A 23,854-nucleotide genomic window follows, 5' to 3' on the forward strand; every position below is an offset into this window, starting at 1 on the left:
GTCAGCCTGCGTCTGCGAGGGAAGCAATGATACGCGCCCAAGACCTCACACCTTTGTGGAAGGAGTCCAGGCCATATTGCTCATTGGGAGAGTGAATACGGTCATCAGATTGTGCGAAGCCAACCATGAGTGCATCCAGTCCTAGCGCATCCCGTACTTCGCCAGCCACTGGGATGGACCCACCGCAGCCGATCGTAGCGGCAGGGATGCCCCATTCATCAGTCAATGCTTTCAGTGTGGGAGCAAGAAAGCGACTGTCACGGGAGACTTCAAAGCCGGGTGAGCCGCCATGCGCTGTAAATGTAACCTTGGCGTCTGCTGGCAGGGCAGCATTCACATGCGCGCGGAAGGCTTCGCGGATTTTGTCCGGGTCCTGCCCCGGCACAAGCCGGAAGGACACTTTCGCCATTGCTTTTGCGGGAAGGACTGTCTTGAAGCCCTCGCCTTCGTATCCGCCAGAAATACCGTTAATTTCGCAACTTGGGCGGCACCAGGTCTGCTCAATGGCGGTATAGCCCTTTTCCCCGGCCGCGACGGATAGTCCAGCTTCTTCCAGCAAGGCTGCATCATCTGGAAACAGTGTTTTCCATTGTGCGCGTGTCTCTGGGGATGGGTCCTGAATGCCGTCGTAGAACCCAGGAAGTGTTACACGTCCGTCAGCATCGCGAAGTGAAGCCAGAATCTGACACAACAGGGCAATAGGATTGGCTGCGGCGTTGCCATAGATGCCTGAATGCAGGTCATGAGAGGCGCACTCGATGATGATTTCTTCAGCCATCATGCCTCGAAGTGAGGTCGTAATGCCGGGGGTCTGCCGGTCGGCCATCGACGTGTCGCATACCAGGGCGACATCTGCCTTCAACTCGGCAGCGTTCTCCTGAAGGAATGGCAGGAGATTGCTTCCGCCGCACTCTTCCTCACCTTCCAGGAGAACACTAACCTGCACCGGGATGGAACCGTGGACAGTTTTCCACGCCCGGCAAGCCTCAAGGAAGGTCATGACTTGGCCTTTATCATCGCTTGCCCCACGTGCCACGATGACCTTGCGTCCAGACGGTTCTTCTACCATTCGTGGTTCGAAGGGAGGCGCCTTCCAGAGATTTTCCGGATCAGTCGGCTGCACGTCATAATGGCCGTAGAACAGGACATGCGGCTTGCCTGCCTGGGTAGAATCATGAGCCACGACCATCGGGTGTCCGGGCGCGGCCCAGCGAACTTCACGTATATCCGCGGTGAGACCCATGCTTGCCATATCAGCCTGAAGCCACTCCGCTGCTTTTCGGCAATCTGCAGCGTGTGATGGCTGTGTGGAGATGCTCGGAATTCTCAGGAGGCTGAAAAGCCGCTCGACAGAGGCATCAAGAGACGTGTCGATATGTGAGAGGACAGCATCCAGAGCGGAAATGTGAGAAGTGGTCGTCATTAGGTCAAAGTTCCGAAAGCGGTAATGAAATTCCGACGCGCGGGGCGAGCGTCTTTGACGAAGCTACGTCACCGTGATCTTCGTCATCAGAGATTGGCGCGGGTGTCGGGGTGTCAGATATTTTACGGGGTTGCAGCCGGATCGGAGCAGGCGCAATGGGCCCTGCAGGTTTGTTCTGCCGGATCATGCGTGGCGGATAGGTTTGAGCCGGCAGAGCGTCCTGGCCGCTTGCCAATGCCAGAATGGCATTGAGCTGCTGGTCGAAGCGGATTGCTTTCGACGTCTCGGAAACTGTGTGACGAGACTGATTGCTGATTTCGTTCCAAAGTGCCTGATCCTGATACAGGCGCACGATTGCATCAGCAAACCTGTCGGGATCACAGAAACCGCCGGATACGCAATCTTTCCCATCTTCCCAATTCAACTGGGCTCGTGTTGTTTCTGTCAGTACTGCTGGTAAGCCTGCCGCCGCAGCTTCAAGAATTTCCTTGGCAGAAGCGCTCATGACGCGTGATGGATCAACCAGGATGCGGCGAGAACGATACAGAGCGCTCATATTCACAAGGGATGGCAACGGCTCTACAAGCGAGGCACGTGTGTAGGGTGTCAAATCGACATCGTCCCCTATCTGGCCCGCGATAAGAACTGTTGCGTCTGGCGGAAGCCGTCCCTCAAGTTTCTGAATAACGTCGAGCATGAACCAGTTCAGGCCGTCATGTACCGCATTTCCAGCATCAAGTACGGGTAAGGCAAATAGAATGCCAGAGCGTTCACTAAAACCCGGCGTACTCGCGGGAGGGGTAACTGGCAGTTGGTCCAGCTGCTTGACATTGCCATAGCCAAGTTGGCTGAGACTGTCTGCTTCCGCCTCATGGCTGGTTACCAGGACCTGACACATCCAGGCATCTGCAAGTTCCTGATCGAGGTCATCGAGCATCTGCTCACGATCATCAACTGCCCCTACCCGTTTGCGAAGATAGGTCTCTTCCGCGCCTGTTCCATCCAGGTCCAGAACGATGTTCAGTTCAGGCAGGGTAGCGGCATGTGCGCGAAGAACTGTAGCCGTACGTCGAAGCGCGTTGCTGCCACTTACCCAGATCATGTCAAAAGATCCGCTGCGGTCGCGCAGGAAATCAGACAGCTCGGTAATATCGCTGTCGTCCATGATTTCGATGTTGGCCGGAAAATCCAGAGCGGTCGTTACAGTATCCGTGACGTCTCCGTCGATCGGAAAGACCGTAACGTGGTGTCCCTTCTGGCTTAGCGCGAGAACAAGATCCTGCCGTCGTAGATGGGGAGACCCCAGAGAGCGATGTGGCAGTCTGTCGCACAGAAAAAGAACGGTTGGCACGCCAGATGCAAAACGTGCCTTGAACAGTGAACTGCCCTGCATGGGGTGTCTGGAAAGAAGGGACGAGAAACGCCGCCGCAACCAGTTCTGATTGCGTGTCAGGAAATCGGCTGGAAGTGCGGTTGGTGGTCTGGTTCGATCAAGGATTGACGGGTCATAAACGATTTTCCCGCCGTGTTGACGCAAGGCCAAGCAGAGGGAAAGCAGTCGTGCTTCCGAGCCGATGCAATTCTGATCAATGCTGCCGCATTCTGCGAGTTTCTGCCGACGACAAAACAGCATGCCAATCGAAATGGCGTCTACCTGACGGCAGAACCCGATTGTGGGTTCGTTTGCCTTGGCTCCGGTGCCAAAGCGCAGTGTAGAGGCATCACGCCATACGACTGTTCCAGCTTCCAGCACGCGTCCATCGAGACCGAGGGACTGTCCACCAACGGCCCAGACATCAGGTGTCTTGAAGGCCTGAAGCGCGGCTCTAATGGTGCCCGGAAAGGGCTGCGTTCCAGGTTCTATCAGGAGTACAATGGGAGCGCGCGCTGCTTCTACGCCCAGATTGACCTGTTCACTGCTGCTCGCGCGGAACGAGGGACGCAGAACGCGGATCCCTTTGACAAAACGCTCGATCTGCGCGGTCTCATCCGTTGATCCGGCGTCAACGATAATGACATCTAGAGTGCCTGCGCCGTTGGCATGCAGGGCCGCGAGACTGGAAAGTGTGTCCAGAAACTGGTTGGCCACCGGGATGATGACACTGACTTCCGCCGGGCGAATAAGGCGGAAATCAAGGGGCGCTCTGACGATGGACGGAATAAGTGTTTCTGCGCGTCGCAGGTCCAGATTCTGGTACTGCTGTACCGTTGCATCCGGGATGTCTTCTTCTACACCCAGAGCGCTCTGTGATTGCACCCAGAGCGCAAAAATGTCTCTGAAATGCCGTTCCCTGAGCTTTCTTTGAACTCCAGGGTGGTGAGCAAACGCCTGGAGATCCACCCCCGTTTGCGGGACGCGCATTTCCCGTGCACCAAACCGGATGAAATGCTCGTACCCGTTCCGGAAGCCACCGTCCGCTACGATCGCGGCGACATCTGGATACAACTGAGCATAGTGTGCTTCGCTGAACCATTGGTTCGGACTATACGCGACGGGGTTCGAGTTTGTCAGATAGTGATGAAGAGCATTGAGAAAGAGCCCCTGCTCTACTGCTTTTGCGACATCTGGATATGTAGCGAGATACCATTCCGGATCGAAATACCAGGAACTACGGCACAGACCTGCCTCAGATGACATCAGGAACTGCCGAAAGTCTCCCTTTCCGTAATCGTATGACAAGCCTCGACTAAGGCTCGCCATCCGGAAGACGGAGGTTTCAAAAAAGGGATGTGCCTGTCTGTGCTCGTGTTCGCCGTCGGTCAGGTAATGATCATATCCGTTGCTGAACCCCTGAGAGATCAGGACAGGCAAACTGACGTCTGGATTGCGGCTGAAGTAGTCCGTTTCTGAAAATAGCCAGTGTGGCGAGCGGCTGCGAAAGCCACTTTCACAATAGTGCAGAAAGCCACAGCTGAAGACGCCGTAACTGATCCCGTCTCGAACGTCCGGATTTTGACGGAGATACCATTCTTCATCAAAGAACCGGTTCGGTGAGAGGCCTCTGCTGGCACCTTTTTCAAGCCAGTGAGTTTCCATTGCCTCATTGCTGAGGTTCAGCGGCAGACCGTCATCGCTCAGAAGCTTTTCTTCGCGCAGAACGTGAGCATAGCGTGTCCGATACCACTCCGCATCAAAGCGTCCCCACACGGGGGGACGGCTACCGGAAAAAGCCGGGGAAGCTAGGATGTAGTCTTTCAGGCTCATGCGGACCGTTTCCTCTGCGCGAAACTCTTACTTCAGTGCCAGCAGTATTTCAGTTCTGTTGAGTGCGGCGGCTTTGCCAGAGATCATGGAAGTTGATCGGTTGGATATTGCCCACAGGGAAGCCTGCTTCCCGGATCGTATTAAGCAGGATCATTCTTGCAGACGGGAACAGATACCCAGGAGCATTGACCAGCAGCAGAGGTTCGACATCTGCCTGTGTGACCAGACCGGAAAGCGCAAAGAGACCCGCATAAGCGATCTGAAGTTCATAAAGCGTACGGGCATTGTGTGTGGCGGACTGCGGGGCGTCCAGACCCTGAGCACGGATTACCAGCGTGACTTCGAAATTCGGGTGCCCTCCCGGAAGCTGCCGGGCTGTCACGTCTACCGTCATGCCGATATGGGGCTCGCCTGAAATATCGCGATAGATGTCAGGCGTATTCTGTACGTCGATGGACAGTGTGCGAAGGTATTGAGAGCCAAGGACGAGTGTAGGGGCAGCAGCCGGGCTTGCAGAAACGCCCGAAGCGCCCTGAAGTGTGTCTGCGTGATCGTGATCGTTCATCCTGACCTTACCTTGTAAGCTATGCACGGTGTCCTGCGTAGTCGTCTGAAAGCGCAGCAACATGTCTGAAATAGTCTTGTGTCATGAGGGCGGCATTTTGGCTACCCGGCAACACTTTCTGCTGATCTCAAATGAACCTGCCACGTAGCATTCCCAAAGCTGGCAACGGCGCCCATCGTTTGGGTAATTCGGCCCGGCGTATGCGCTCTATGTGATACACAGGCGGTGGTTGCTGCTCACTGATAAGAAATCGCGAGTAAGTCCTGACCTGAGCCATGCGCCACTGGCAGTCGGCCTCAGCGGCCTTCTGGGATAGATGAATATCTGCGACGACTTTGCGCTTTCCCTGTGAAGCAATGACAGCCCAGAGAAGATCAGCTTTTGGAAGCGTCGGTCGGAGGGGGATGACTTCGGACACAGCTCTCCCTTTCAGTGAGGCGCTGAGAATGTTATCGCCTTAAAGGAACGTCAGCATCGGTGCTTGGTTATGTTCCAGACGCAAGCACATCATGAGTGCTGACAGGAAATCAATCCTCCCGTGGTGCGGTTCTTGCCTCACGGGCAGCACGAATAGGACATTCCTATGCTGAGACTTCTTTTTATTGTCATCTTTCTGGCCGTATTGATCGTATTCGCCCTGAGCAACACGGACCTTGAGCCGATCTGGCTGATTTCTTTTGGCTGGCATCTGTCCGTGGGTACGCTCGCGCTGGGCATCGGTGTCGTGGGACTGATCTTCGGGTTTCTCACGGGCTGGGTGGGTGAATTTCGTCAACGCTCCCGAGCTCGTCGCTCCGAAGCGCACGTCCGCACTCTGGAAAGCCAGCTTGTTGAGCTGCACCAGCGCCTTGATCGCCTCCAGACACCGCCTGTTGCTGCCACGACAACAGTGTCCTCACCTGAAAACCGGATCTGACTTCACCCATGACCAAGCGCACCCGGCTGATTGCCGCTTTTGATACAAACAGTCGAACGCAGGCAGAAGAGTGGTCTTCAAGTCTTGGGCATGCTGTTGATGCCATCAAGCTTGGCCTCGAGTTTACGTATGCCTGTGGTCTGGATGCCGTGAAGTCTGTGTCTGCCGGGCATGAGTTGTTTCTGGACCTCAAACTGCATGATATTCCCAATACTGTAGCTTCAGGACTGTCTGCATTGGCGCCATTGCGCCCTGCCCTGACGACAATTCATGCCTGTGGGGGCACCGAGATGATCTCACGGTCCCGCGAAGCCTTGGAGCAGGCTTTTCCGAATGACGAAAAGCGCCCCAAACTGCTAGCCGTAACTGTTCTGACGAGCATGGATGAAGCTGGGCTTAGAGAAACCGGTGTTGAGGCTACGCCACGGGAACAGGTTTTGCGTCTTGGTAAACTGGCCATTCGTGCCGGTGCGGATGGCCTTGTATGCTCGGCACATGAGATTGCTCTTTTGCGAGACGCTTTGGGCGATGATCCGGTTTTGGTTGTTCCTGGCATTCGGCCTGAAGGTAGCGTTTCCAATGACCAGAAGCGCATCATGACGCCCACTCAGGCAGCAAAAGCAGGAGCGGACTGGATTGTTGTAGGTCGCCCGATCACGCGTTCGCCCAATCCTGCAAAAGCTGCGGCAGCTATTATGGCTGAGCTTGCGAGCGTATGACGAAAGTTAAAATCTGCGGTGTGCGAGATGTCGCGACCATGCAGCTTTGCGCCAGTTTAGGCGTAGACTGGGTTGGCTTCGTCTTTCATCCGGCATCACCGCGATACGTTTTGCCGGAACAGGCTCGCCGGTTGCATGAGAGTGTATCAGTCGGTCTTACACCCTCTCGTGTCGGGTTGTTCGTCAAAGCCGATGACAAAACAATTGAGCACACTCTGCAAACAGTGCCGCTCAATGTTTTGCAGATTTACGATTCAGTTGAGCGTGCAAAAGAAATCAGAAGTCGATTTGGACTTCCCGTCTGGTTAGCACGTGGGGTGAAGTCCGCTTTGGATCTTCCTGCTCGTGCTGATATCGACGGATACGTCATTGAAGCTCCCCGGCAGGATGGAGACGATCGTCCGGGCGGCCTTGGGCGAACATTTGACTGGGCCTTGACCCAGAAATGGAAGGCTCCAGCCTTCTGGATGCTGGCAGGTGGCCTGACGCCTTCCAATGTTCAAAATGCTATTAACGCCAGTTCAGCCCCCGCTGTGGACGTGTCTTCCGGTGTTGAAAGCCGGGCGGGTGAAAAATCTCACAAATTAATTGAACAATTCGTCGAAAAAGCCCGCATAAGGGGTTGATCTTCAAACAGACCTTTCGTAAACACCACCTCGCTCGACAGGAGAGATGGCCGAGCGGCTTAAGGCGCACGCTTGGAAAGCGTGTGTACGTTAATAGCGTACCGTGGGTTCGAATCCCACTCTCTCCGCCAACGATACCCCCACCATTAGTGACCGTTATTGACCAAGGGCAGCCATTTCTGCCCTTCTCGTTCATCTGGTTTGTGTCCATTAATGACGAGAACAAAACATGAACCGCAATCATAATGGGGGTATCGTTTGAGGCGTGGGGGTATCGGTGCTTACAGACATAGCAATCCGCAAATCTCAGCCACGCGAATCACAGTACAAGCTTAGCGACGCGCAGGGTCTGTATCTTCTTGTTCGACCGAACGGCGCAAAGCTCTGGCGGTTGAAATATCGGTTTGTAGGCAAGGAGAAAAGGCTCTCGTTTGGGGCCTATCCCGAGGTGAGTTTGCTCAATGCCCGGAAGGCAAAAGAGGTCACACGCGAAGAGTTGCGAAAACGGGCAAGATCCGGCCCTCACCCGTCAGCAGAAACGGGCCGAGGCAGTACGAACAGACAATCAGTTCAAGACTGTGGCAATGGCGTGGATTGCAGCCCATGGGAAGCAGTGGACGCCGCAGCACCGCACGGAGGTTCAGAGCACTCTTGAGCGCTTTGCTTTTCCGAAGATCGGAAGCTTGGCCCTGGACGCTATTACAGCACCTATTGCTCTAGATGTCGTTCACTCCATAGAAAAGAAGCAGGCCGGTGAAACAGCTCGTCGCGTACGCCAGCGCATGGGGGCTATTTTTGCTTACGGGATAGCCTGTGGCTTGGGGACGCAACCCTGCTGACCAAATAAAGGGCGCCCTTGCCCCGCTTCAGAGGGGCCAGTAGCCAGCGATTATTCAACTTGAGCCGCTTAAGCGCATGATGCGGCGGGTAGAACATACTCCGTCTCATCCGATTACCCAGCTTGCTCTCCGCTTTCTAGCACTTACGGCAGTACGTTCCGGAGAGGTGCGCGGTATGCTTTGGACTGAGTTGGAAGATGATGTTTGGGTTATCCCATCGGAACGCATGAAGATGCGCCGCGAACATGTTGTACCCCTCTCAACGCAAGCCCGTGCTGTGCTTGAGATCATTCGACCTCTGACCGGTCGCGGGCCCCCTAGTATTCCCAAATACGCGATGGGCTCATAAGCCTATGTCCGAAAATGCTCTGGGATATCTCATTAATCGGGCAGGATATGCCGGCCAGCATGTACCGCACGGGTTTCGGTCCTCGTTCTCATCTATCATGAACGAGAGGCGGCCTGAGGATAGGGCCATTATCGATTTATTATGTCGGTCCGAATGGCGATCTCGACACGCCTGTGCGGCCTGATAAGAGAAGCGGCCTATGTACGCCTCCTGAACGGTGCGCCTCTGTCTCAGCAGGGCGATTTCGCACCTTCTGATTTTCTGCATCTGTTTCCTCGGGCCCAGTAAATGGACTTGATGCTGGCGCGCAGCCGATTGATTATCCGCTTGAAATCATCCAGTCCTATAAAGACTACGCGAGGCTTGGGCTTAAGGCGCTTTGGTCATGGCCGAACTATGCGTTTTACAATCCCGTTTTTTTGCAGGCCAAATTCTATCCATGGCCGATCCAGCAAGGAAGCGCCTGGGAATTCCACGTGCTGTTCAAGCCGCCGCTACCGTCGAATCTGAAGGCATCTGACCCGATCAATCTGCCGCACGAATACTGTGACGCGATCATGTGGTGCCTCGCTGCACGTCTTGCTTTCATACAGGCAGGAGGCATCTCCCACGATTGTGACCCTCACGAAATCGTCTCTGAACACATCTGGGAATCCAACACGCAAATTCCGACCTTCGGCATGCTCGCTATCCTCACCCCCATCAGCAACCCGTTCTATCGGCCGGGTCTGGAGATCCAGAAGCTATGAAGCGCCTCATTCTTGCCCTCGCGCTCCTGTCCCCTGCAGTATCGTGGGCACAAAAGATCCCGCAGATGGATCGACGCGTCACACTTGCCGGTCCTGCTGGCCTGAACTGGGCGCTTACCACTAAGGCTGACGTGAGCAATGGTACCCTGAAATCTCCGACTATTACGGGTGGCGCGTTTGATGACGCCCAGAGCATCACGCAGTCCCTCGCATCTCTTCTGGGCCAGCAGATCAACGTTGTGAACTATGGCGCAGTCGCAGGCGGGACGGACAGCGGAACAGCCGTCAAGAACGCACTTTCGACCGCGGCAAACCGCTTTCCGGTTTACTTTCCATATTCAGCGTATGGCTACACAATCAATTCAGGCGCTTACACGGGCAAGGAAATTGGAACGTGGCTGCTGAATGGTAACCGGATCACAGGCAATGCGATCGGCGTTCCGAGCGCCGGAACCGGGACACTCATCAGTCCCTACACGAACCCTTACCTGATCGCGACAGATCGAAAATCCGTCTATGACCCTGCTGCCATTCCACAGCCAAATACGGGGGCAACGGTGGCGGAAAGCATCGAATGCCTTCCCAACCGTGCGAACGGTCAGAACGCGAACGTAAACCGCAACTGGATTGTCTGCCGGTATGTCGGGGCGGATACGGGATCTGGTGGCACGACATCGATTGATATCAGTACCGAAGTTGAGAACTGGGTTTTGAACGTCTCCGGGAACCATGGTCTGGCCTTCGAGATTGACACCAACTTCAATGCGGCAGTGACTGATGGACAGTGGACGACCGGGCTGTTTCTGACAGGTGGCGGCGCTGCGGGCACGAACGTGAACTCCGTTGCGCTGTCCATCATGCATGCCGCTTATGACGGTTCCTGGTTGCCGTGGACGACGGGGCTTTCAATTCGTGAGGCGACCAATCAGATCCAGCAGTACAAAGCCAGTGCTGGTGAAGCCGGATTTTTCCAGCAGGCATTTGATGAAAGCAGCAACGCAATCTATTGGCTGGATAAGATGGGCAACCAGACGGCCCAGATCGTCAACGCGAAGAAGGGTTTTGTTGGCTCTGCGCCCACTGGATACGACGAATTTTCTGCCACGCGTCAGACGAGCGCCGATACAGGATTTTTCATTCGGTACTTTGATGAAAACGCGAACACGCTGGCATCCATCGATAAGAGTGGTCGTGCCGTAGTATCGAACCTGATCAATACAAACCGTACGGGAGCGAGCGCATCATCGACCTGCACTCCTGGTGAAATGCATGCGGATGATCTGAACCTGTATGTCTGCATCAGTACGGGAAAATACAAAGTCGTCGCACTGCAGGCGATCCAGTAATGGCTCTGCAGCGCCTCAATCTATCTGGCGGCTCGTATGATGCGCGGGCCGTCTCGGTGCCGGCACAACGCTGCCTGAACCTGTATGGCGAGCCTGTCCGGTTTGCTTACTATCTGACACCCGGGCTGCGGAAAATTGCCCACATGGAGGGTTCGAAAAACCTTTGATTGACTGCTCTTGCGCCTGATTTCAGATTTTTGACGTGTTGATTTCTGGTTCCTTAGCCTGATTTTCGCTCTGCGATTTGAGCAGAGCGAGGGTTTCATGCTCTGGGTTGCTACGAGGCGGCGTTAATCCGCTCCAGGAGGAGAAAGCGACGCATATTATAGACGATATTGGCCAGCCCGATCCTCATGGTGGCTCGCGTTATGCCTACGGTTCGGACGAACAGTCCTGTCTGCGATTTCTGATCAGCAAAGACATGCTCGACACGGGATCGGATCACCGACTTCCCGGCGTTGAACCGCTGCATATGCCGGGCATGGGTTTGAGATGAGGCTTCTTCCTGTGAACCTTCGAAACAAAGCCCTGCTTTTCCATGAAGTCCTCATTGGCTTTTGAGCGGTAGGCTGTATCAGCCCAGACTGTTGATGCCATATTGGTTTTATCCAGCAGGCCCTCGCGTAGTCTGGCACCATCGCTGGCCGCGGCATCGGTCGCCTTCCATTTACGGATCAGCCGGAATTTTCGGTCGATGGAAATATGCGACTTGTAGCCAAAGAACGGGATGGCCAGATCTGTTGCGGGCATATTCCCGTCATCCTGGCGCTTGGCTTTCGTGAACTTCAGTGTCCATCGTGCATGACGGTCCTTGTGAGACAGCTTTGACGGCTTGTCCTGCCAGTCCTGAGGGATCCGACCTTCTCGCATATCCGATTTCTCAGCATTGGTGTTACGCTGCTTTGGAGCCGCTACCAATGTTGCGTCCAGGATCTGGCCTGACATCGGCAGGTAACCGGCATTCCGCAGGGCCGCATCAAAGCGGTTGAACAAAACATCAATTGCTCCCACCTGTGTCAGACGCTCCCGGAACAGCCAGACGGTTTTGGCATCCGGCACGCGGTCAGACAGTCCCAGGCCAAGAAAACGCATGAAGGAGAGACGATCGTTGATCAGGTATTCTGTCCGTTCGTCGGACAGATTGTTGAGTGTCTGGATCACCAGAATCTTGAACATCAGCAACAGATCAAACGGCGGACGTCCACCCTTGCGCCCGTCTGAATAGGACAGGGCCTTGTCCAGATCAGGGCGGAACACTTCAAAATCCACAGTCCCGGAAAACGCCTCAAGTTGATTGCCAAGCCCGCTCAGGCGAGCCAGACGCTCTTCAACATCAAAGAAACCCGGCTGGTTCATGAACCAATCCCCCAAATCACGACATGAGGAATGGAATCATACAGAGAGACCCAAAACTAGTTGGTTTTTCGAACCCTCCACCTGTTAGGTCAGTCGCGGTAATTGAACCGAATACCGTTCAAAAGCCGGTCCGCCTTTTCAGCGCGGTATCGGTGGATGGCGTAGGGCACGAAAAATGCGATGGCCAGTAGAACAATGCTTGTCCAATGGTCAGCACCGTATTCTACGTGATGCAAAATGACATCATCGTATGTGGCTACCGTGGCTACTGCAAGAAACACAGGCACCGGAAGCGCCGCCCAAAGCCTCCCCTTCACCTAGAAGAAGCACCAGGCCGCAGCCACGCCGAGATAGAGGAACATCATACGAGGATTATCGCAATTCTATGCTTGTTGGAAAACATTTTTTCATTGCACTGCGTTATCAAACAGGTCGAAGTCAGGTCAATTAACCGTCAGGCTAATGATATTCGCACAAATTCGCTTACCAAATCGATTTCCTCAGGAAGAAATCTTTCGATTTCGCCTTTAACTATTTTTTCTTCTAATTCGTCTAAAGTCTGCGGGACATCAGACCAACATGTAGGAATATCTGTAAATTTATATTCCCACCATTTGGAAGCGAGGAGGCGTTCGATCAGCGGATCTGAGAAACGCATTTTGATAATTCTAGCGGGAACACCACCAACCACTGCGTAAGGAGGAACGTCCCTTGTAATCACTGCTCCTGAGGCAACGATTGCTCCTGTCCCAATCGTCACACCGTCTCTAATTGATACGCCTGAACCTATCCAAACATCATTTTCAATTCTAGCACAAATGGGATGCTCAACAGGGTAGTCTTCTATTTTAAAATCTGCCCCGAAGTCCTCTCGAGCAAGTTTTTCCCAGATAGTACCATATGTAAAAGTACTTGTAGTTAAACGCTTCGACGGATGATCATCCCCCATTCGCCTGACACGCTCAGCTACGCTGCAATATCGCCCTATAATGAAGTTCTGGGCAAGTTTACTTTCGGTGTAAGAGAATGCTCCCATACTGCAAAAACCATCTCGTGGGAGAGAAGCATAGGGCTCTACAAGGATTTTGTGATCAAACTTAATGCTGGTTCCAAAAGGTATTACACCGCGAATATTAAATCCTGGTGCTAGGAATATTCTTTTTTCTAAACAAAAATCTTCCATTTCTTTTGTCCATGATATCATTACAGGGTAATGATTCATGATGTGTTCAGATCTTCTGAATATTCTTAGTTCTTTACCTTCGTCATGTAACAAAAACTTTCCAGAAAGCTCTACTATAGAGCCGCTTTCTATAAGAACGTCTAAAATAATGCTTGTCTCGCCACGGTTGCTAAAAATAGCAATTTTTCCGTTTTTTATTCCCCAAGAAGTTTCAATTGGGTGTTGATATCCCGTGATGGTGCCATTTTCATTGAACTTGAAAAAAGAACCGAAAGTGTGTCCGGATGAAGTACCGTAGAGCCATACAGTTTCGTCGATTAATTTTTTTAGTATTCCTGCCTCAGATTCTTCTTCTATCTCTATATCTGATTTTTCTGAATGATTTGTAGTCATTTCTTCTTCGGAGTCGCCATTTTGGGTAATCATATTTTCTCCAGTATTTTATAACGATTCGTATCTTTTTCTTACAATTAATTCTTATCACGTCATATCGAGAAGACTAGGTCCGAAAATATGAAATATGCAGCTGCTTTTAAGACTTTTTTGCAGCTACTTCATTTTGGGATCCGAAAGGGAATGTTGCGAATTTTCTGCCTTTCCCTTTGTACTGACAACCTCACATCCGCTATCCTCTTAACATGACGTGCGTCGCGCTGGCGGCACAATTCGTACTCCGAAATGTCGCCCCCTGTTGCTCTCTTTTTCTCGCCCCGTCCGCTTTTGCGCAAACGCAGGCCGCTAATCCGGCCGAGCTGTTTATATATGGAAAACGTGCTGGCGTTTCGGCCACCCCCCTTGTCACGCTTGCTGTCGGCCAGACTTTCCTGGTCGCCTCTCTGCCTTCGACCTGTACGGACGGCGCCCTCGCGCTTGCCACTGATGGCCGGACGCCGATTGAGCCATCCGGCGCGGGAACGGGCGTCGTCGCTCGCTGCCTGTCAGACGCATGGTTTTCCCATCGTTGATGGAAAGGCCGTGCAGAAATGACAGGCATCAATCCAGAGATTTTTGAGGACGGCCTATGGCTAACCAAGCGTCAGGCGTTGGACAATCAACAATCAATCCAGTCTGACATTCATGGAGGCTATTCCTGCGACCGGGAATGTTCTGGCACTTGATGTCGTCAAATGTGCTCCCGCCTATCTCGATGACAGCGTTGTTGGCTATTCCCCGAATGATATCTGGCAGGCGGAAGAGCAGTTCTACACCCGCTTGCGCAATGTTGCAGGCGGTGCAGTGTGGGATCTGACGTCGCACCGGCTTGCCCGGAGGATGTGTTCGGGACTGATCTTGTCGGTGCCTGGCGCGTGGATGCGGTTGTCGCTGCCTTCACGGGGCCCGCCTTTGACGTCACGACGACTGTCGCAGGCGCGTCGGTTGTGACCACGGTTCCGATTACCGAGGGCCGCAAGCATGACGCTGGTGTTCTTTCTCGCGCTCTCATCGTCGGCTACCAGGTCACTGAAGAACACTGCTGTTTCTCTTGCTTCCGGCACTTTTACGGCTCTGGTGTTGGCCGATGGGCTGGAATGAACGCGGCATCGGGTGAACGCATTCAGCTTCTGACAGTTGGGTCCGTCTCGACCATCAGTGGCATCAATGAAGACAGCAAGCTGGGCGTCTATGATGGCACGTCCTACGTTCATGACGAGCAACCCGCCGGGCTGTCCGGCAATCCATCAGCCCACCTTCCGCAGGTCTTTGTCCTCAATGCCTCAGGCATCCAGCATCAAGTTCATGTTGCTAATTTGCGGACGGGCACAGTTCTTGCGCGTGCCGATACGGGATAAGATCTGCGCATGAAATGTGATGCGCCTTAGGCCCTCAATGTGCCCCTTCAGGGGGGGTATTTTCCATGAAGATAATCCCAAGTTATCGCTGGATAATTGATCGTTCGCAGCAGATCAATCGCTTCCGTCGTAAAGTTCTGCGCTTCATCAATGATCAGCAGTCCCGGCGTATCCCGTACTCGGTTCAGGGTGGATGCCATCATCCGGGTCCCGCGCTTCTCTGTAGCGCCCACCAGTTCCGCCAGCTGCCGCAAAACAGCCGTAGGAAACCACATTGACGTAATTGCCGTCAAAATTTAGACGCAGACAGCGTCATGATTACATCAGGGGTGCGCGCCATCTGCTTGCGCACGCGCGTCTTTGTGCTGCATGTCTACAGCCAGATTATCAATGTTCGCAACCACACCGGTATATGTCCGGGCCAGCCACGCATGCAGCGTGCCCTTGGCAATGCCCAATGCCTATGCGGCCTGCTTTACGGTCAGGCCCTGCGCCTGCCTGCATTTCCGCCCGAAACCGGTCAACCAGATCTGGCACCGGGACGAAGTCGTCCTGTTCGTCGCCCAAGAAGTGGCGCTAATAGGCGTCTCAGACATTTTTTATTATCGCTTTACTTCACAACAAGAAGAACTTGCCTTCAGGCATCATTCGTCAGTGAATTAGAAATAGTCTCGCAACTGCATGACCTCGGCCATTTCTTCGGCCTCGCGTTCCAGTTCCGCATCTTCGTCAAAATCGAGCGCCAGAGCGTTCGCCCCGGAGATAAGAGGGCGAGACCGCAACGGGTGAACCACCTTCACCTCCAGCGATTCATAGTTCTTAGGCTTAGCCAGAACCGTGTTGCCCGGATAGGCCCCAGCAAAACGCGGATGTCTCGCCAGATCACGCCTCGCGCGCTCGATCAGTTTCGAACGCTCCCTACACGGCTTTGCCCAGTGCACCTGAAACCCAAGCTACGAAAGGATAGCAATTGGCTCTTCTTCTTGAACCGGTATCGGTTCGGCACGTCGCCAGCCAGCCACTTCGACGCAAAGTTGCTTCCGTAATCGCGGAAACAGTGCTTCGGTATCCCATACCGCTCCACCATTTCCTCGAACGCCAGCCGAACCGCTTTCTTGTTCTTGGAAATGTCGATCCGCGAGGACAGGATTTTCCCGGAGAAAATATCCTGAATACCATCATACTAGGACGTACAATCTGCTCTTCATCGCCTACTGGCCACTTCACAAACACATCGAACTTATGACCGTCCGAGTTCACGGTTTCCAGCGCATCAAACACCTCATGATCACGCTTATGCGCCGGATACATTAGCTTCAGTTTCTCCTCACACGCACGGGCCAGAACCAGAAGCTCCGCCGGAAACTGCTTCATCCGGTTCAACAGTGTCTTGCTGCTCGGCAACCTTCTCCGGCCGCCGGTAACAGGCCGCAAAACGTGGGGCTTCCAACCGCAGATAATCCGCCAGCAGAATATCCCAAGCCTCTTGTGGACACTCGGAAACCACACTCGCAGATGTGCACCAGTGCGGCGCAAACCTCGCCACCCTAACGCATCCTCTTGTCATGCGCGGACTAGATGCGATCATTGGAAAGGGATACAGGCGAGGCGCGCTCACTGATGTCGTTGAATTTCCACGATATGACGTCGGGCTATCCGCAGGTCATGGGGCAGCAGCTAACTACAAAGTTAAAATTCTGCCATCATTCCTGGCTCTGTCTCGCTTTCTGCTTCCCACAGAAATTCTAGCGGTAGCACCGCACCTGATCGCCATAGACGTCTCTGGCGATTGCATGACCCCTGTCTGACGGCGACAGGATCCTGGTAAACACTCAGATGCAGCCCATTGTGTCTGGAAGCGTCTATGCCATTCGCGCCTACAATGAAGTTCTGGTCAAACGCCTTAACCGCCATATAGACGGAAACATTGAGGCGGCCAGCGATAACCCACGCTTCAAGCTCCGCATCATAAAGGCCGAAGCAGCACGCCACCTCTGGGTAGACGGAGAAAGCGCCGTTGAAGGTCATCGGAAGAGTTATCTGGTGAACGGGCTAACCGATATGGCCCGAAAGAAATACGTCGCATCAATCCAGATAATGGGCCGAATTCTATACAAAACCGGCTCCCTCTGACAGGAATGACCTGTCATAACTAATGAAGAGCAGAAACGGTTCGTAAAGATGTCGACCGATGAGCGTCTAATCCGATTGACGCTCGTTGCATCCTCACAGGCGGTAATATTAACGGACATGACGCGCTCTGTAATCGAATTTATAGACAGAAATCACATCTTCCAAGAATTTTCAAAGCAGAAAGGGCCGATTTTCTCCGTATTAATGAAATAAATAAAGGGGATTTATTTTCAGTTAAATGCAGAAATTCGTATTGAAGGTGAGTAATACTGCACCCGCCCTTGAAGATAACCGCAGAAACTTCCTCTGCCTTCGTATCTCTAGCTCTAATCCAACCCCTTAAATTCAAGTTGAACCAACAGGCAGTGGCGGCGATAATGGCGGTACGGACCTGATCAAATATCGCCTAGATCAACTCGATAAACGCGCCAACAAAACGGACGCGAAGCTGGATAAGCTTGTCAAATACGGTGACTACGGCGAACACGACTATGATTGCCAGTATCAATATTCTTCGTCAGAATATGACTGCTAATATTATCGGCCTTCAGGCGAGCATACACGCCCAAATTGCAGCGTCGAACGCCGCAACGGCAAATCTGCAAGGCCGATTGGATCTGCTGGAGAAGAAACTTCCGAACTGGCGGCAGCCCTACGTAAGGATTAGCGTGATCACCGCCCTGCTAGGAGGTATCAGCGTTCTTCTAATAATCGTTGTACGGGCTGACGCTTCATTGACTAGCTCTTGTTTAAGAGGAGCTTAAGACGCCTTTTAGACAAATGCGGAAGAGTGCCAGATTTCGCTTTCCTTTTGATCGTTTTACCAAAATTTGCAAACTGCTCACTAAGCCTCTCTACGGTCTGTGGATATCTTCTAGACGGCCCTTCATCCAGTGGCCTGCCTAGGTTTTCCATCCCACTGAATCCTTGGAAATCCCACATCATCTCGGATATCCTTTAGTTCCAAACTATTTTACCCTTCACACTCAGATTGCCGCACTCAAACCAGTGGGTTTTAAGCCTAAGCCTAAGCCTAAGCCTAATTCTCTTTTTTTCTAATCACTAAAAGATGGGTCATAACACATTCTTATGACCCAAGAGCGAAGTTCTGTTGGATCGGTTTTTGTTACGGAACTATCATGTTTTTCAAAGCACATTGATATGTCCGAATGAAAGAGCAAATAGCTCTTCCTTTGTAACAGATGGCAGCCAATCATGAGTGATTTTCCCTACCGTACAGCACTTGTCACAGGAGCATCCTCCGGTATTGGAGCCGCCATTGTCGCACGTCTTCGGGACAGTGGTCTGGAAGTTCATGCGATAGCGCGCGATGCCGGCCGCCTTGCTGAACTGGCAGAGAAAACGGGATGCATTCCCCACGCCATCAGCGTCGAGGATTATGACGCCCTGGCACGGCTCACGCAGGAAATCCCCTTCGATGTTCTCGTGAACAACGCCGGCCAGTCCCGCACCGGCAACATCGCCAAGACGACACGTGAAGACATTGACAGTCTGGTAGACGTCAATCTGCGTGCCGTGCTGCAACTGACGCATTTGATTGTGCCGGGCATGGTGGAGCGCGATCGCGGTCATATCGTCAACATCAGCTCCATTGCCGGTCATTATGCATTCGCGGGGGGCAATACCGTTTATCATGCTACCAAAGCGGGTGTTCATTCCCTGTCCACGCAGCTCCGCTGTGACCTGTATGGATCTCATATCCGCGTCACCGAGATTTCACCGGCGCGGGTGGAAACGGAAGTCTTCGGTCGCCTGATCGGTAATATGAAAGAAGCCAAGCGCCGGTTCTTTGATGAATACGACTCTCTTCTTCCAATCGACATCGCCAATTCCGTTGCGTTTGCCGTGACGGCTCCGCAGCGCATGAATGTCAGCTTCATGGAAGTCCTGCCAACGACACAGGTCGTGGGTGGTCTGAACTTCGCCAAAAGAACGACACCCAAAGAATGATGTCATGGATGGACCGCATCCGGGAGGCGATTGAGCTTGCAGGGCGCTCCGGTGTTGCCGAGATGGAGTTGAGGGATGGCGAAATTTACATCCGCCTTTCCCGCAGTCCAGCCGTTGCCGTGCCGTCCGCTCCCCTTCCACAGGACCAGAGCCCGGCGGCCATTCAGGCCATATCAGCCTCCTCTTCCACGATTGTGGAAGATGTCCGTCCGTCCGAGCATCTCATTTCCGCACCGGCATACGGCATTTTCCATCAACGCCCGGCCCCTGGATCTCCCCCTTTTGTCACTGTGGGAGACAAGGTTGAAAAAGGGCAGCAGGTCGGCCTCATGGAATCAATGAAAGTCTTCAGTGCCATTGAGGCAGACGCCTCCGGGACTATCATGGAACTATTGGCCTCAGATGGAGAGGAGGTGGATGCTGGCGCACCTCTCCTGCGCCTTCAATGAGTGCGCCCCAGATCACAGGCCGTGTGCTGATTGCCAATCGCGGTGAAATTGCCCTGCGTATTCAACGTGCGTGCCGAGCTCTGAAACTTGAAACAGTTGCGGTCTTTTCAGAAGCTGACCGTGAGAGTCGCCACGTTCAGGAAGCGGATATCGCACTCTGCATTGGGCCTGCATCCGCTACAAAGAGCTATCTTGATCAGGAACGGCTTCTGCTGGCCGCACGCGTAACGGGTGCCACTGCCATTCATCCCGGCTATGGCTTTCTGTCCGAAAATGCTGACTTTGCAGAAGCGGTGGAGGCTGCGGGCCTGATTTTCGTGGGCCCGACCGCGCAATCCATCCGTATCATGGGTGACAAGATTTCCGCCAAGCGGACCATGCTTGAAGCGGGTGTGCCCTGCGTTCCAGGGTCTGATGGTTCCCTCCCCGAAGCAATTGAAGACGTTGCGGCCATTGCGGACTCCGTGGGCTATCCGGTGATTGTGAAAGCAACGGGCGGCGGCGGCGGCAAAGGCATGCGCGTTGTCTGGTCTGCTGACGAACTGGCTGAAGCCGTCAGTCTGACAGCCCATGAAGCACGGCAGGCTTTCGGAAACGGAACCCTTTACCTCGAAAAATTCATGCAGAAGCCGCGGCACATTGAGATCCAGATGCTCTGCGATACGCATGGAACGGCCCTGTGGCTTGGCGCACGGGACTGCTCTCTTCAGCGACGTCACCAAAAAGTGCTGGAAGAAGCGCCCCCCTGCGACATACCGGCAGAAGACATCGCCCGGATCGGAACGCTCTGTGCCGAAGCCTGCCACCGGATCGGTTATCGCGGCGCTGGCACGTTCGAGTTCCTGTACGAAGACGGTCTCTTTGCCTTTATCGAAATGAACACACGCGTTCAGGTTGAGCATCCGATTACCGAAGAGACAACCGGCATCGACATTGTCCGCGAGCAGCTTCGTATCGCACACGGCGCAAAGCTGAATTTGCGTCAGAAGAATATCGTAACACGCGGGCATGCTTTTGAGTGTCGCATCAATGCGGAAGACCCTCGGACGTTCCGCCCCTCTCCTGGTCTCATCTCAAGATGGGATCTTCCGGGTGGCCCGGGTGTGCGCGTCGATACGCATGTCACGGCGGGCTATACCATTCCCCCTCATTATGACTCGATGATCGGAAAGATCATCGTTCATGGGGAAACGCGGGCAGAGGCTCTCGCACGGCTGGAAATTGCCCTTGCCGAAATGCGCGTCGAGGGCGTGACGACCAACCTTTCCCTTCATCAGGACATTGTTGCCGAACCTGCCTTCCGTGAGGGCAGCGTCGACATCCATTTCCTGGAGAGCTGGCTCAGGACACGCGAAGAATCATGACGACCCTGCAAAATGACTTCGCGTCATTCCAGATCCCGACTGCGGGTGAAACAGCGCAGATCATCGGCTGGCTCCGAAACGCGGGGCTGGACAGCCTGGAAGTAACTGCGGGGGAGCGTTCTTTCAAAGTCGTTCTGAGCCTCGTCTCCGTTCCTGCAACAACGGCATTGCAGGCGCCCGCACCGCGTCCCAAAGGGAATGAACCTGTTGGCGTGCAGAGCCCCTATTTCGGTGTCCTGTCGCTCCTGCGCCCCATGCAAAATGCGCCACTGGCCCCTGTGGGCAGCGCCGTCACGGCTGGGGAGACTGTTGCCCTTCTCTCGATTGGCCCCATGCAGATCAGCGTGACAGCCCCCTGTGCCGGAACGGTTGCAGAGATTCTGGCACAGACTGGCGATCTGACGGGCTACGGAACGACCATTCTCACGCTCATCCCAAGTCACGACTGAAAAATTACGGCTGAAACCCATCCAGGAGGAATGAATGAAGATCGACCTGAACTCGGACCTCGGTGAAGGATACGGCCGGTGGAAAGTGGCCGATGATAACGGCCTTCTGGACGTCATTTCCTCCGCAAATATTGCCTGCGGCTTCCATGCCGGAGACCCTTCGATCATGGATCACACGGTTCGCATGGCCGTCGAACGGGGTGTCGGCATCGGAGCACATCCGGGCTTTCCGGACCTGACCGGTTTTGGCCGCCGCTTCATGCAGCTTTCTCCCAAGGAAATGGAAGCCATTCTGGCCTATCAGATCGGAGCCCTGCAGGGCGTCGCATCCCGATACGGTTCCCGCGTTACGCATGTTTCGTACCATGCGGCCTTTGGGAATGCGATCAATGCAGACGAAGCCCTCGCAGAGCGGCTTGCCAAGGTCATTGCCACGATGGACCGTAACCTGATCTTCTTCTCCATGCCGGATCAGCCCGTTGGCCGCGCAGCAGAAAAAGCAGGTCTGCGGGTTCTGCCAATCTTTCTGGCCGACCGGGCTTATGACGTAAAAGGCAATCTGGTTCCACGCGGACGCGAAAGCGCGGTCATCCACGATCATGCGCAACTGCGGGACAGGGTTCGTCAATTTCTGGACAGTGGCACCATCACGACGATCGAGGGTGAAACGCGCCAGATCAAAGCCTCGTCCATTCTCGTTCACAGCGATACACCTGGTTCCGTAGAGCTGGCCCGTGTCATAAGGTCAGAGATCGAAAGTGGCGGCGGTGAAATTGTTCCTGCCCATGTTCTGCTAGGCTGATCTCCATGGACACAAGGCGTCTCGCGGCATTCATCAAGGTTGTGGACGTTGGAAGCGTGACGCGTGCGGCCAGTCTGCTCCACATCGCTCAACCTGCCCTGAGCCAGCAGATGGTAGCCCTGGAGGGGGAATTCCGGCAGAAACTCCTCATTCGTAGTCCGCGTGGCGTCAGCCTCACACCTGCCGGGCGCGCCTTGTACCATCATGCGCACATCATGCTCCGGCAGGAAGCAGAAGCACGCAGAAGTGTTTCTGAACCGGAACTTGTTGTTTCAGGTGAAGTCTGTGTCGGGCTGGCGCCTTCCAGCAGCGCCACCTCCCTCGCCCTCCCTCTTCTGCGGAAGGTTCGGGAAAAATATCCAAATGTCATTCTGCATATCAGGGAACATTTTGGCCCTGCCTTGACAGAGCTCATCATGAAAGATGCGATGCATGTCGCCGTTCTTTACGATGTCGGACCAATCCGAGGTCTTTCTTTTGAGACTATTGCCACCGAGCAATGGTGCGTCGTCGGGCTGGAAGAGTTTTTCCCTATAGGAAATGATGCCATTCCTCTGGCTGCCCTCGCGGACAGGGAAATGTTTCTCCCCGTACGTTCAACCTATCCTCGAGCCCGTATTGAGAAAGCCTGTCGGGACTGCGGTTTCAGCCCCCATATCATTGCCGAACTCGAATCGCTTTCCACATTGGGCGAGGCCCTCGCCGAAGGGCTGGGCATCACAATTCTACCGCTTCCGGTGGCGCTTGAACTGCAACGCGTCTTCCCCGTTACAGTGCGCACGCTGACAGAGCCGGAGATCATTGCGCCGATTTCCCTATGCCTGAAGGATGATGCCACGCACTCTGTCGCAGCAACAGCCGTCATCGAAATCCTGCGGGAAGAGACAATGAACCTGCATGGTGCATCTGCCACCTGACCCAGAGGCTACAGCATCCCTTCCTTGCGGCAGTTGATCAGAATTTCAGACAGAGATGCTGAATTCGGCAGCCGCAGGACGGTCTCGACAATTTCCGCCAGATCTTCGGGCTGCGTCATGTCTGGCGCAGCCACTTCCGTTTCGTGGGCTGTCATGTCGGTTGCGACATAACCAGGGCACACGGCACAGGCCCGAATTCCGTCATTCCAGAACTCCTGCCTGATTCCGTGCGTCAGAGCGACGAGCGCAAACTTCGTCATCGCATATCCGACATTCGTCCCCACCCGCTTTCCGGCAAGCGACGCCAGATTGATCACACGCCCAGTTCCGGCAGCCTTCAGATGAGGAAGTGCCGCACGAACAAGGCGTAAAGGGCCTTTCACGTTCACCCGCCACATCTGATCGAGCTTGTCTTCATCCCCGTGCTCTACAGTGACACGTGGATTGATCCCAGCGATGTTGACCACCGCATCGATCCGACCAAAATGCTCAACCGTCGTCTGTACCCAGCTTGACGCAGCTTCAAGGGATTCAGCGTCGTAGGTGCATGGAAGGAAGTTAGGGTGCTCCACCGCGGTATCAGGGGAGCGCATCCCCCCAGAAACCTTGAACCCCGCTTCCAGAAGGCGCGTACAGACTGCTGCGCCAATTCCTCGGGAGGCCCCCGAAACCATGATGACACGTCCGAATGTTGCAAGCATGT

General features: G+C 54.1%; 30 protein-coding genes, 1 tRNA gene and 1 pseudogene. 20 read left to right on the forward strand and 12 right to left on the reverse strand.

Annotation, left to right across the window (positions count from 1 at the left end):
- Nucleotide 1 precedes the first annotated feature (1 nt).
- From M2305_RS13460 to M2305_RS13470, 3 genes are read right to left on the reverse strand one after another with little or no spacing between them, the layout of a single operon-like run.
- Nucleotides 2-1,423: a M20/M25/M40 family metallo-hydrolase gene (locus M2305_RS13460; protein WP_264649628.1), complete on the reverse strand. Its 1,422-nt coding sequence runs from the start codon at nt 1,421-1,423 to the stop codon at nt 2-4.
- 4 nt (nt 1,424-1,427) lie between these two features.
- Nucleotides 1,428-4,628 (reverse strand): glycosyltransferase, encoded by a 3,201-nt coding sequence (locus tag M2305_RS13465; RefSeq protein ID WP_264649629.1) that lies wholly within the window; start codon nt 4,626-4,628, stop codon nt 1,428-1,430.
- A gap of 49 nt (nt 4,629-4,677) precedes the next feature.
- Complete coding sequence (locus M2305_RS13470; RefSeq protein ID WP_046901702.1) at nt 4,678-5,193, reverse strand: protein-export chaperone SecB; 516 nt, start codon at nt 5,191-5,193, stop codon at nt 4,678-4,680.
- 583 nt (nt 5,194-5,776) lie between these two features.
- Between M2305_RS13470 and M2305_RS13480 the strand changes: the two genes are divergently transcribed.
- The 10 genes from M2305_RS13480 to M2305_RS13520 all read left to right on the forward strand — a co-directional run bounded on the left by M2305_RS13480 (nt 5,777) and on the right by M2305_RS13520 (nt 10,904).
- Entirely contained in the window at nt 5,777-6,109 is a 333-nt protein-coding gene (locus M2305_RS13480; protein ID WP_086633227.1) for a lipopolysaccharide assembly protein LapA domain-containing protein, read from the forward strand.
- Between the two features lie 8 nt (nt 6,110-6,117).
- Complete coding sequence (gene pyrF / locus M2305_RS13485; RefSeq protein ID WP_264649630.1) at nt 6,118-6,828, forward strand: orotidine-5'-phosphate decarboxylase; 711 nt, start codon at nt 6,118-6,120, stop codon at nt 6,826-6,828.
- The gene (locus M2305_RS13490) at nt 6,825-7,454 is read left to right on the forward strand and encodes a phosphoribosylanthranilate isomerase (protein WP_264649631.1); all 630 of its coding nucleotides are present in this window, start codon (nt 6,825-6,827) and stop codon (nt 7,452-7,454) included. Before pyrF ends, M2305_RS13490 begins: the two co-directional genes overlap by 4 nt.
- A gap of 40 nt (nt 7,455-7,494) precedes the next feature.
- Nucleotides 7,495-7,585 (forward strand) — tRNA-Ser (locus M2305_RS13495).
- Nucleotides 7,586-7,731: 146 nt separating this feature from the next.
- Nucleotides 7,732-8,109 carry an Arm DNA-binding domain-containing protein gene (locus M2305_RS13500; protein ID WP_264649632.1) on the forward strand — a complete coding sequence of 126 codons (378 nt, stop codon included), beginning with the start codon at nt 7,732-7,734 and terminating at the stop codon, nt 8,107-8,109.
- A complete protein-coding gene (locus M2305_RS16370; protein WP_408871476.1) occupies nt 8,039-8,293 on the forward strand; it encodes a phage integrase central domain-containing protein in 255 nt (84 codons plus the stop codon). The genes M2305_RS13500 and M2305_RS16370 overlap by 71 nt, the downstream gene beginning before the upstream one ends.
- 76 nt (nt 8,294-8,369) lie before the next feature.
- Nucleotides 8,370-8,642, forward strand: coding sequence for a tyrosine-type recombinase/integrase (locus M2305_RS13505; RefSeq protein ID WP_264649633.1), 273 nt, complete (start codon nt 8,370-8,372; stop codon nt 8,640-8,642).
- A 476-nt stretch (nt 8,643-9,118) separates the two neighbouring features.
- On the forward strand, nt 9,119-9,391 hold the full coding sequence (locus tag M2305_RS13510; protein WP_264649635.1) for a hypothetical protein: 273 nt from the start codon (nt 9,119-9,121) through the stop codon (nt 9,389-9,391).
- Nucleotides 9,388-10,737 (forward strand): hypothetical protein, encoded by a 1,350-nt coding sequence (locus M2305_RS13515; RefSeq protein ID WP_264649636.1) that lies wholly within the window; start codon nt 9,388-9,390, stop codon nt 10,735-10,737. The genes M2305_RS13510 and M2305_RS13515 overlap by 4 nt, the downstream gene beginning before the upstream one ends.
- Nucleotides 10,737-10,904 (forward strand): hypothetical protein, encoded by a 168-nt coding sequence (locus M2305_RS13520; protein WP_264649637.1) that lies wholly within the window; start codon nt 10,737-10,739, stop codon nt 10,902-10,904. The genes M2305_RS13515 and M2305_RS13520 overlap by 1 nt, the downstream gene beginning before the upstream one ends.
- Before the next feature lie 110 nt (nt 10,905-11,014).
- Here the strand turns inward: M2305_RS13520 and M2305_RS13525 are convergent.
- The 3 genes and pseudogenes from M2305_RS13525 to M2305_RS16245 all read right to left on the reverse strand — a co-directional run bounded on the left by M2305_RS13525 (nt 11,015) and on the right by M2305_RS16245 (nt 13,702).
- Nucleotides 11,015-12,093: pseudogene (locus M2305_RS13525) on the reverse strand (IS5 family transposase).
- A gap of 89 nt (nt 12,094-12,182) precedes the next feature.
- Nucleotides 12,183-12,380: a hypothetical protein gene (locus M2305_RS13530; RefSeq protein ID WP_264649638.1), complete on the reverse strand. Its 198-nt coding sequence runs from the start codon at nt 12,378-12,380 to the stop codon at nt 12,183-12,185.
- Between the two features lie 167 nt (nt 12,381-12,547).
- Entirely contained in the window at nt 12,548-13,702 is a 1,155-nt protein-coding gene (locus tag M2305_RS16245) for a CatB-related O-acetyltransferase (RefSeq protein WP_276556466.1), read from the reverse strand.
- A 212-nt stretch (nt 13,703-13,914) separates the two neighbouring features.
- Between M2305_RS16245 and M2305_RS13540 the strand changes: the two genes are divergently transcribed.
- Both M2305_RS13540 and M2305_RS13545 read left to right on the forward strand, forming a co-directional pair.
- A complete protein-coding gene (locus tag M2305_RS13540) occupies nt 13,915-14,241 on the forward strand; it encodes a hypothetical protein (RefSeq protein WP_264649639.1) in 327 nt (108 codons plus the stop codon).
- A 273-nt stretch (nt 14,242-14,514) separates the two neighbouring features.
- On the forward strand, nt 14,515-15,066 hold the full coding sequence (locus M2305_RS13545; RefSeq protein ID WP_264649640.1) for a hypothetical protein: 552 nt from the start codon (nt 14,515-14,517) through the stop codon (nt 15,064-15,066).
- A gap of 47 nt (nt 15,067-15,113) precedes the next feature.
- Here the strand turns inward: M2305_RS13545 and M2305_RS13550 are convergent, their stop codons facing one another.
- From M2305_RS13550 to M2305_RS16380, 5 genes are all read right to left on the reverse strand, one after another.
- The gene (locus tag M2305_RS13550; protein WP_264649641.1) at nt 15,114-15,341 is read right to left on the reverse strand and encodes an ATP-binding protein; all 228 of its coding nucleotides are present in this window, start codon (nt 15,339-15,341) and stop codon (nt 15,114-15,116) included.
- Between the two features lie 48 nt (nt 15,342-15,389).
- A complete protein-coding gene (locus tag M2305_RS13555) occupies nt 15,390-15,524 on the reverse strand; it encodes a hypothetical protein (RefSeq protein WP_264649642.1) in 135 nt (44 codons plus the stop codon).
- A 201-nt stretch (nt 15,525-15,725) separates the two neighbouring features.
- Nucleotides 15,726-15,848, reverse strand: coding sequence for a hypothetical protein (locus tag M2305_RS13560; RefSeq protein ID WP_264649643.1), 123 nt, complete (start codon nt 15,846-15,848; stop codon nt 15,726-15,728).
- 119 nt (nt 15,849-15,967) lie between these two features.
- Nucleotides 15,968-16,240, reverse strand: coding sequence for a transposase domain-containing protein (locus tag M2305_RS16375; protein WP_408871495.1), 273 nt, complete (start codon nt 16,238-16,240; stop codon nt 15,968-15,970).
- A 153-nt stretch (nt 16,241-16,393) separates the two neighbouring features.
- Entirely contained in the window at nt 16,394-16,654 is a 261-nt protein-coding gene (locus M2305_RS16380; RefSeq protein ID WP_408871496.1) for a DNA-binding domain-containing protein, read from the reverse strand.
- On the opposite strand from M2305_RS16380, the gene M2305_RS13570 reads away from it, so the two are divergent.
- The 8 genes from M2305_RS13570 to M2305_RS13605 all read left to right on the forward strand — a co-directional run bounded on the left by M2305_RS13570 (nt 16,632) and on the right by M2305_RS13605 (nt 23,151).
- On the forward strand, nt 16,632-16,874 hold the full coding sequence (locus M2305_RS13570; protein WP_264649645.1) for a hypothetical protein: 243 nt from the start codon (nt 16,632-16,634) through the stop codon (nt 16,872-16,874). The two genes, M2305_RS16380 and M2305_RS13570, sit on opposite strands and share 23 nt — an antisense overlap.
- Nucleotides 16,875-16,902: 28 nt before the next feature.
- Nucleotides 16,903-17,199 (forward strand): S24 family peptidase, encoded by a 297-nt coding sequence (locus tag M2305_RS13575; RefSeq protein ID WP_264649646.1) that lies wholly within the window; start codon nt 16,903-16,905, stop codon nt 17,197-17,199.
- A gap of 1,215 nt (nt 17,200-18,414) precedes the next feature.
- On the forward strand, nt 18,415-19,170 hold the full coding sequence (locus M2305_RS13580; protein WP_264649647.1) for an SDR family oxidoreductase: 756 nt from the start codon (nt 18,415-18,417) through the stop codon (nt 19,168-19,170).
- A gap of 8 nt (nt 19,171-19,178) precedes the next feature.
- The gene (locus M2305_RS13585; RefSeq protein ID WP_264649648.1) at nt 19,179-19,619 is read left to right on the forward strand and encodes an acetyl-CoA carboxylase biotin carboxyl carrier protein; all 441 of its coding nucleotides are present in this window, start codon (nt 19,179-19,181) and stop codon (nt 19,617-19,619) included.
- The gene (gene accC / locus M2305_RS13590) at nt 19,616-20,983 is read left to right on the forward strand and encodes an acetyl-CoA carboxylase biotin carboxylase subunit (RefSeq protein WP_264649649.1); all 1,368 of its coding nucleotides are present in this window, start codon (nt 19,616-19,618) and stop codon (nt 20,981-20,983) included. The genes M2305_RS13585 and accC overlap by 4 nt, the downstream gene beginning before the upstream one ends.
- Nucleotides 20,980-21,432 carry an acetyl-CoA carboxylase biotin carboxyl carrier protein gene (locus M2305_RS13595; protein ID WP_264649650.1) on the forward strand — a complete coding sequence of 151 codons (453 nt, stop codon included), beginning with the start codon at nt 20,980-20,982 and terminating at the stop codon, nt 21,430-21,432. The genes accC and M2305_RS13595 overlap by 4 nt, the downstream gene beginning before the upstream one ends.
- A 34-nt stretch (nt 21,433-21,466) precedes the next feature.
- Nucleotides 21,467-22,234: a LamB/YcsF family protein gene (locus tag M2305_RS13600; protein WP_264649651.1), complete on the forward strand. Its 768-nt coding sequence runs from the start codon at nt 21,467-21,469 to the stop codon at nt 22,232-22,234.
- Nucleotides 22,235-22,239: 5 nt separating this feature from the next.
- Nucleotides 22,240-23,151: a LysR substrate-binding domain-containing protein gene (locus M2305_RS13605; protein ID WP_264649652.1), complete on the forward strand. Its 912-nt coding sequence runs from the start codon at nt 22,240-22,242 to the stop codon at nt 23,149-23,151.
- Between the two features lie 8 nt (nt 23,152-23,159).
- Here M2305_RS13605 and M2305_RS13610 read toward each other — a convergent pair whose 3' ends face one another.
- Nucleotides 23,160-23,852, reverse strand: coding sequence for an SDR family NAD(P)-dependent oxidoreductase (locus M2305_RS13610; RefSeq protein WP_264649653.1), 693 nt, complete (start codon nt 23,850-23,852; stop codon nt 23,160-23,162).
- Nucleotides 23,853-23,854 lie beyond the last annotated feature (2 nt).

Origin of the sequence: Gluconobacter cerinus (assembly GCF_025961355.1) — a bacterium.
In the GTDB taxonomy this organism is placed as follows: domain Bacteria; phylum Pseudomonadota; class Alphaproteobacteria; order Acetobacterales; family Acetobacteraceae; genus Gluconobacter; species Gluconobacter cerinus.

Excerpts from the sequence above, each read along its gene's own strand:
- M2305_RS13460 (WP_264649628.1), bottom strand. The coding sequence starts at position 1,423 with ATGACGACCACTTCTCACATTTCCGCTCTGGATGCTGTCCTCTCACAT.
- M2305_RS13465 (WP_264649629.1), bottom strand. The coding sequence starts at position 4,628 with ATGAGCCTGAAAGACTACATCCTAGCTTCCCCGGCTTTTTCCGGTAGC.
- M2305_RS13470 (WP_046901702.1), bottom strand. The coding sequence starts at position 5,193 with ATGAACGATCACGATCACGCAGACACACTTCAGGGCGCTTCGGGCGTT.
- M2305_RS13480 (WP_086633227.1), top strand. The coding sequence starts at position 5,777 with ATGCTGAGACTTCTTTTTATTGTCATCTTTCTGGCCGTATTGATCGTA.
- pyrF (WP_264649630.1), top strand. The coding sequence starts at position 6,118 with ATGACCAAGCGCACCCGGCTGATTGCCGCTTTTGATACAAACAGTCGA.
- M2305_RS13490 (WP_264649631.1), top strand. The coding sequence starts at position 6,825 with ATGACGAAAGTTAAAATCTGCGGTGTGCGAGATGTCGCGACCATGCAG.
- M2305_RS16370 (WP_408871476.1), top strand. The coding sequence starts at position 8,039 with ATGGCGTGGATTGCAGCCCATGGGAAGCAGTGGACGCCGCAGCACCGC.
- M2305_RS13505 (WP_264649633.1), top strand. The coding sequence starts at position 8,370 with ATGATGCGGCGGGTAGAACATACTCCGTCTCATCCGATTACCCAGCTT.
- M2305_RS13515 (WP_264649636.1), top strand. The coding sequence starts at position 9,388 with ATGAAGCGCCTCATTCTTGCCCTCGCGCTCCTGTCCCCTGCAGTATCG.
- M2305_RS13520 (WP_264649637.1), top strand. The coding sequence starts at position 10,737 with ATGGCTCTGCAGCGCCTCAATCTATCTGGCGGCTCGTATGATGCGCGG.
- M2305_RS16245 (WP_276556466.1), bottom strand. The coding sequence starts at position 13,702 with ATGATTACCCAAAATGGCGACTCCGAAGAAGAAATGACTACAAATCAT.
- M2305_RS13540 (WP_264649639.1), top strand. The coding sequence starts at position 13,915 with ATGACGTGCGTCGCGCTGGCGGCACAATTCGTACTCCGAAATGTCGCC.
- M2305_RS13550 (WP_264649641.1), bottom strand. The coding sequence starts at position 15,341 with ATGTGGTTTCCTACGGCTGTTTTGCGGCAGCTGGCGGAACTGGTGGGC.
- M2305_RS13570 (WP_264649645.1), top strand. The coding sequence starts at position 16,632 with ATGCGCGGACTAGATGCGATCATTGGAAAGGGATACAGGCGAGGCGCG.
- M2305_RS16380 (WP_408871496.1), bottom strand. The coding sequence starts at position 16,654 with ATGATCGCATCTAGTCCGCGCATGACAAGAGGATGCGTTAGGGTGGCG.
- M2305_RS13575 (WP_264649646.1), top strand. The coding sequence starts at position 16,903 with ATGCAGCCCATTGTGTCTGGAAGCGTCTATGCCATTCGCGCCTACAAT.
- M2305_RS13580 (WP_264649647.1), top strand. The coding sequence starts at position 18,415 with ATGAGTGATTTTCCCTACCGTACAGCACTTGTCACAGGAGCATCCTCC.
- M2305_RS13585 (WP_264649648.1), top strand. The coding sequence starts at position 19,179 with ATGGACCGCATCCGGGAGGCGATTGAGCTTGCAGGGCGCTCCGGTGTT.
- accC (WP_264649649.1), top strand. The coding sequence starts at position 19,616 with ATGAGTGCGCCCCAGATCACAGGCCGTGTGCTGATTGCCAATCGCGGT.
- M2305_RS13595 (WP_264649650.1), top strand. The coding sequence starts at position 20,980 with ATGACGACCCTGCAAAATGACTTCGCGTCATTCCAGATCCCGACTGCG.
- M2305_RS13600 (WP_264649651.1), top strand. The coding sequence starts at position 21,467 with ATGAAGATCGACCTGAACTCGGACCTCGGTGAAGGATACGGCCGGTGG.
- M2305_RS13605 (WP_264649652.1), top strand. The coding sequence starts at position 22,240 with ATGGACACAAGGCGTCTCGCGGCATTCATCAAGGTTGTGGACGTTGGA.
- M2305_RS13610 (WP_264649653.1), bottom strand. The coding sequence starts at position 23,852 with ATGCTTGCAACATTCGGACGTGTCATCATGGTTTCGGGGGCCTCCCGA.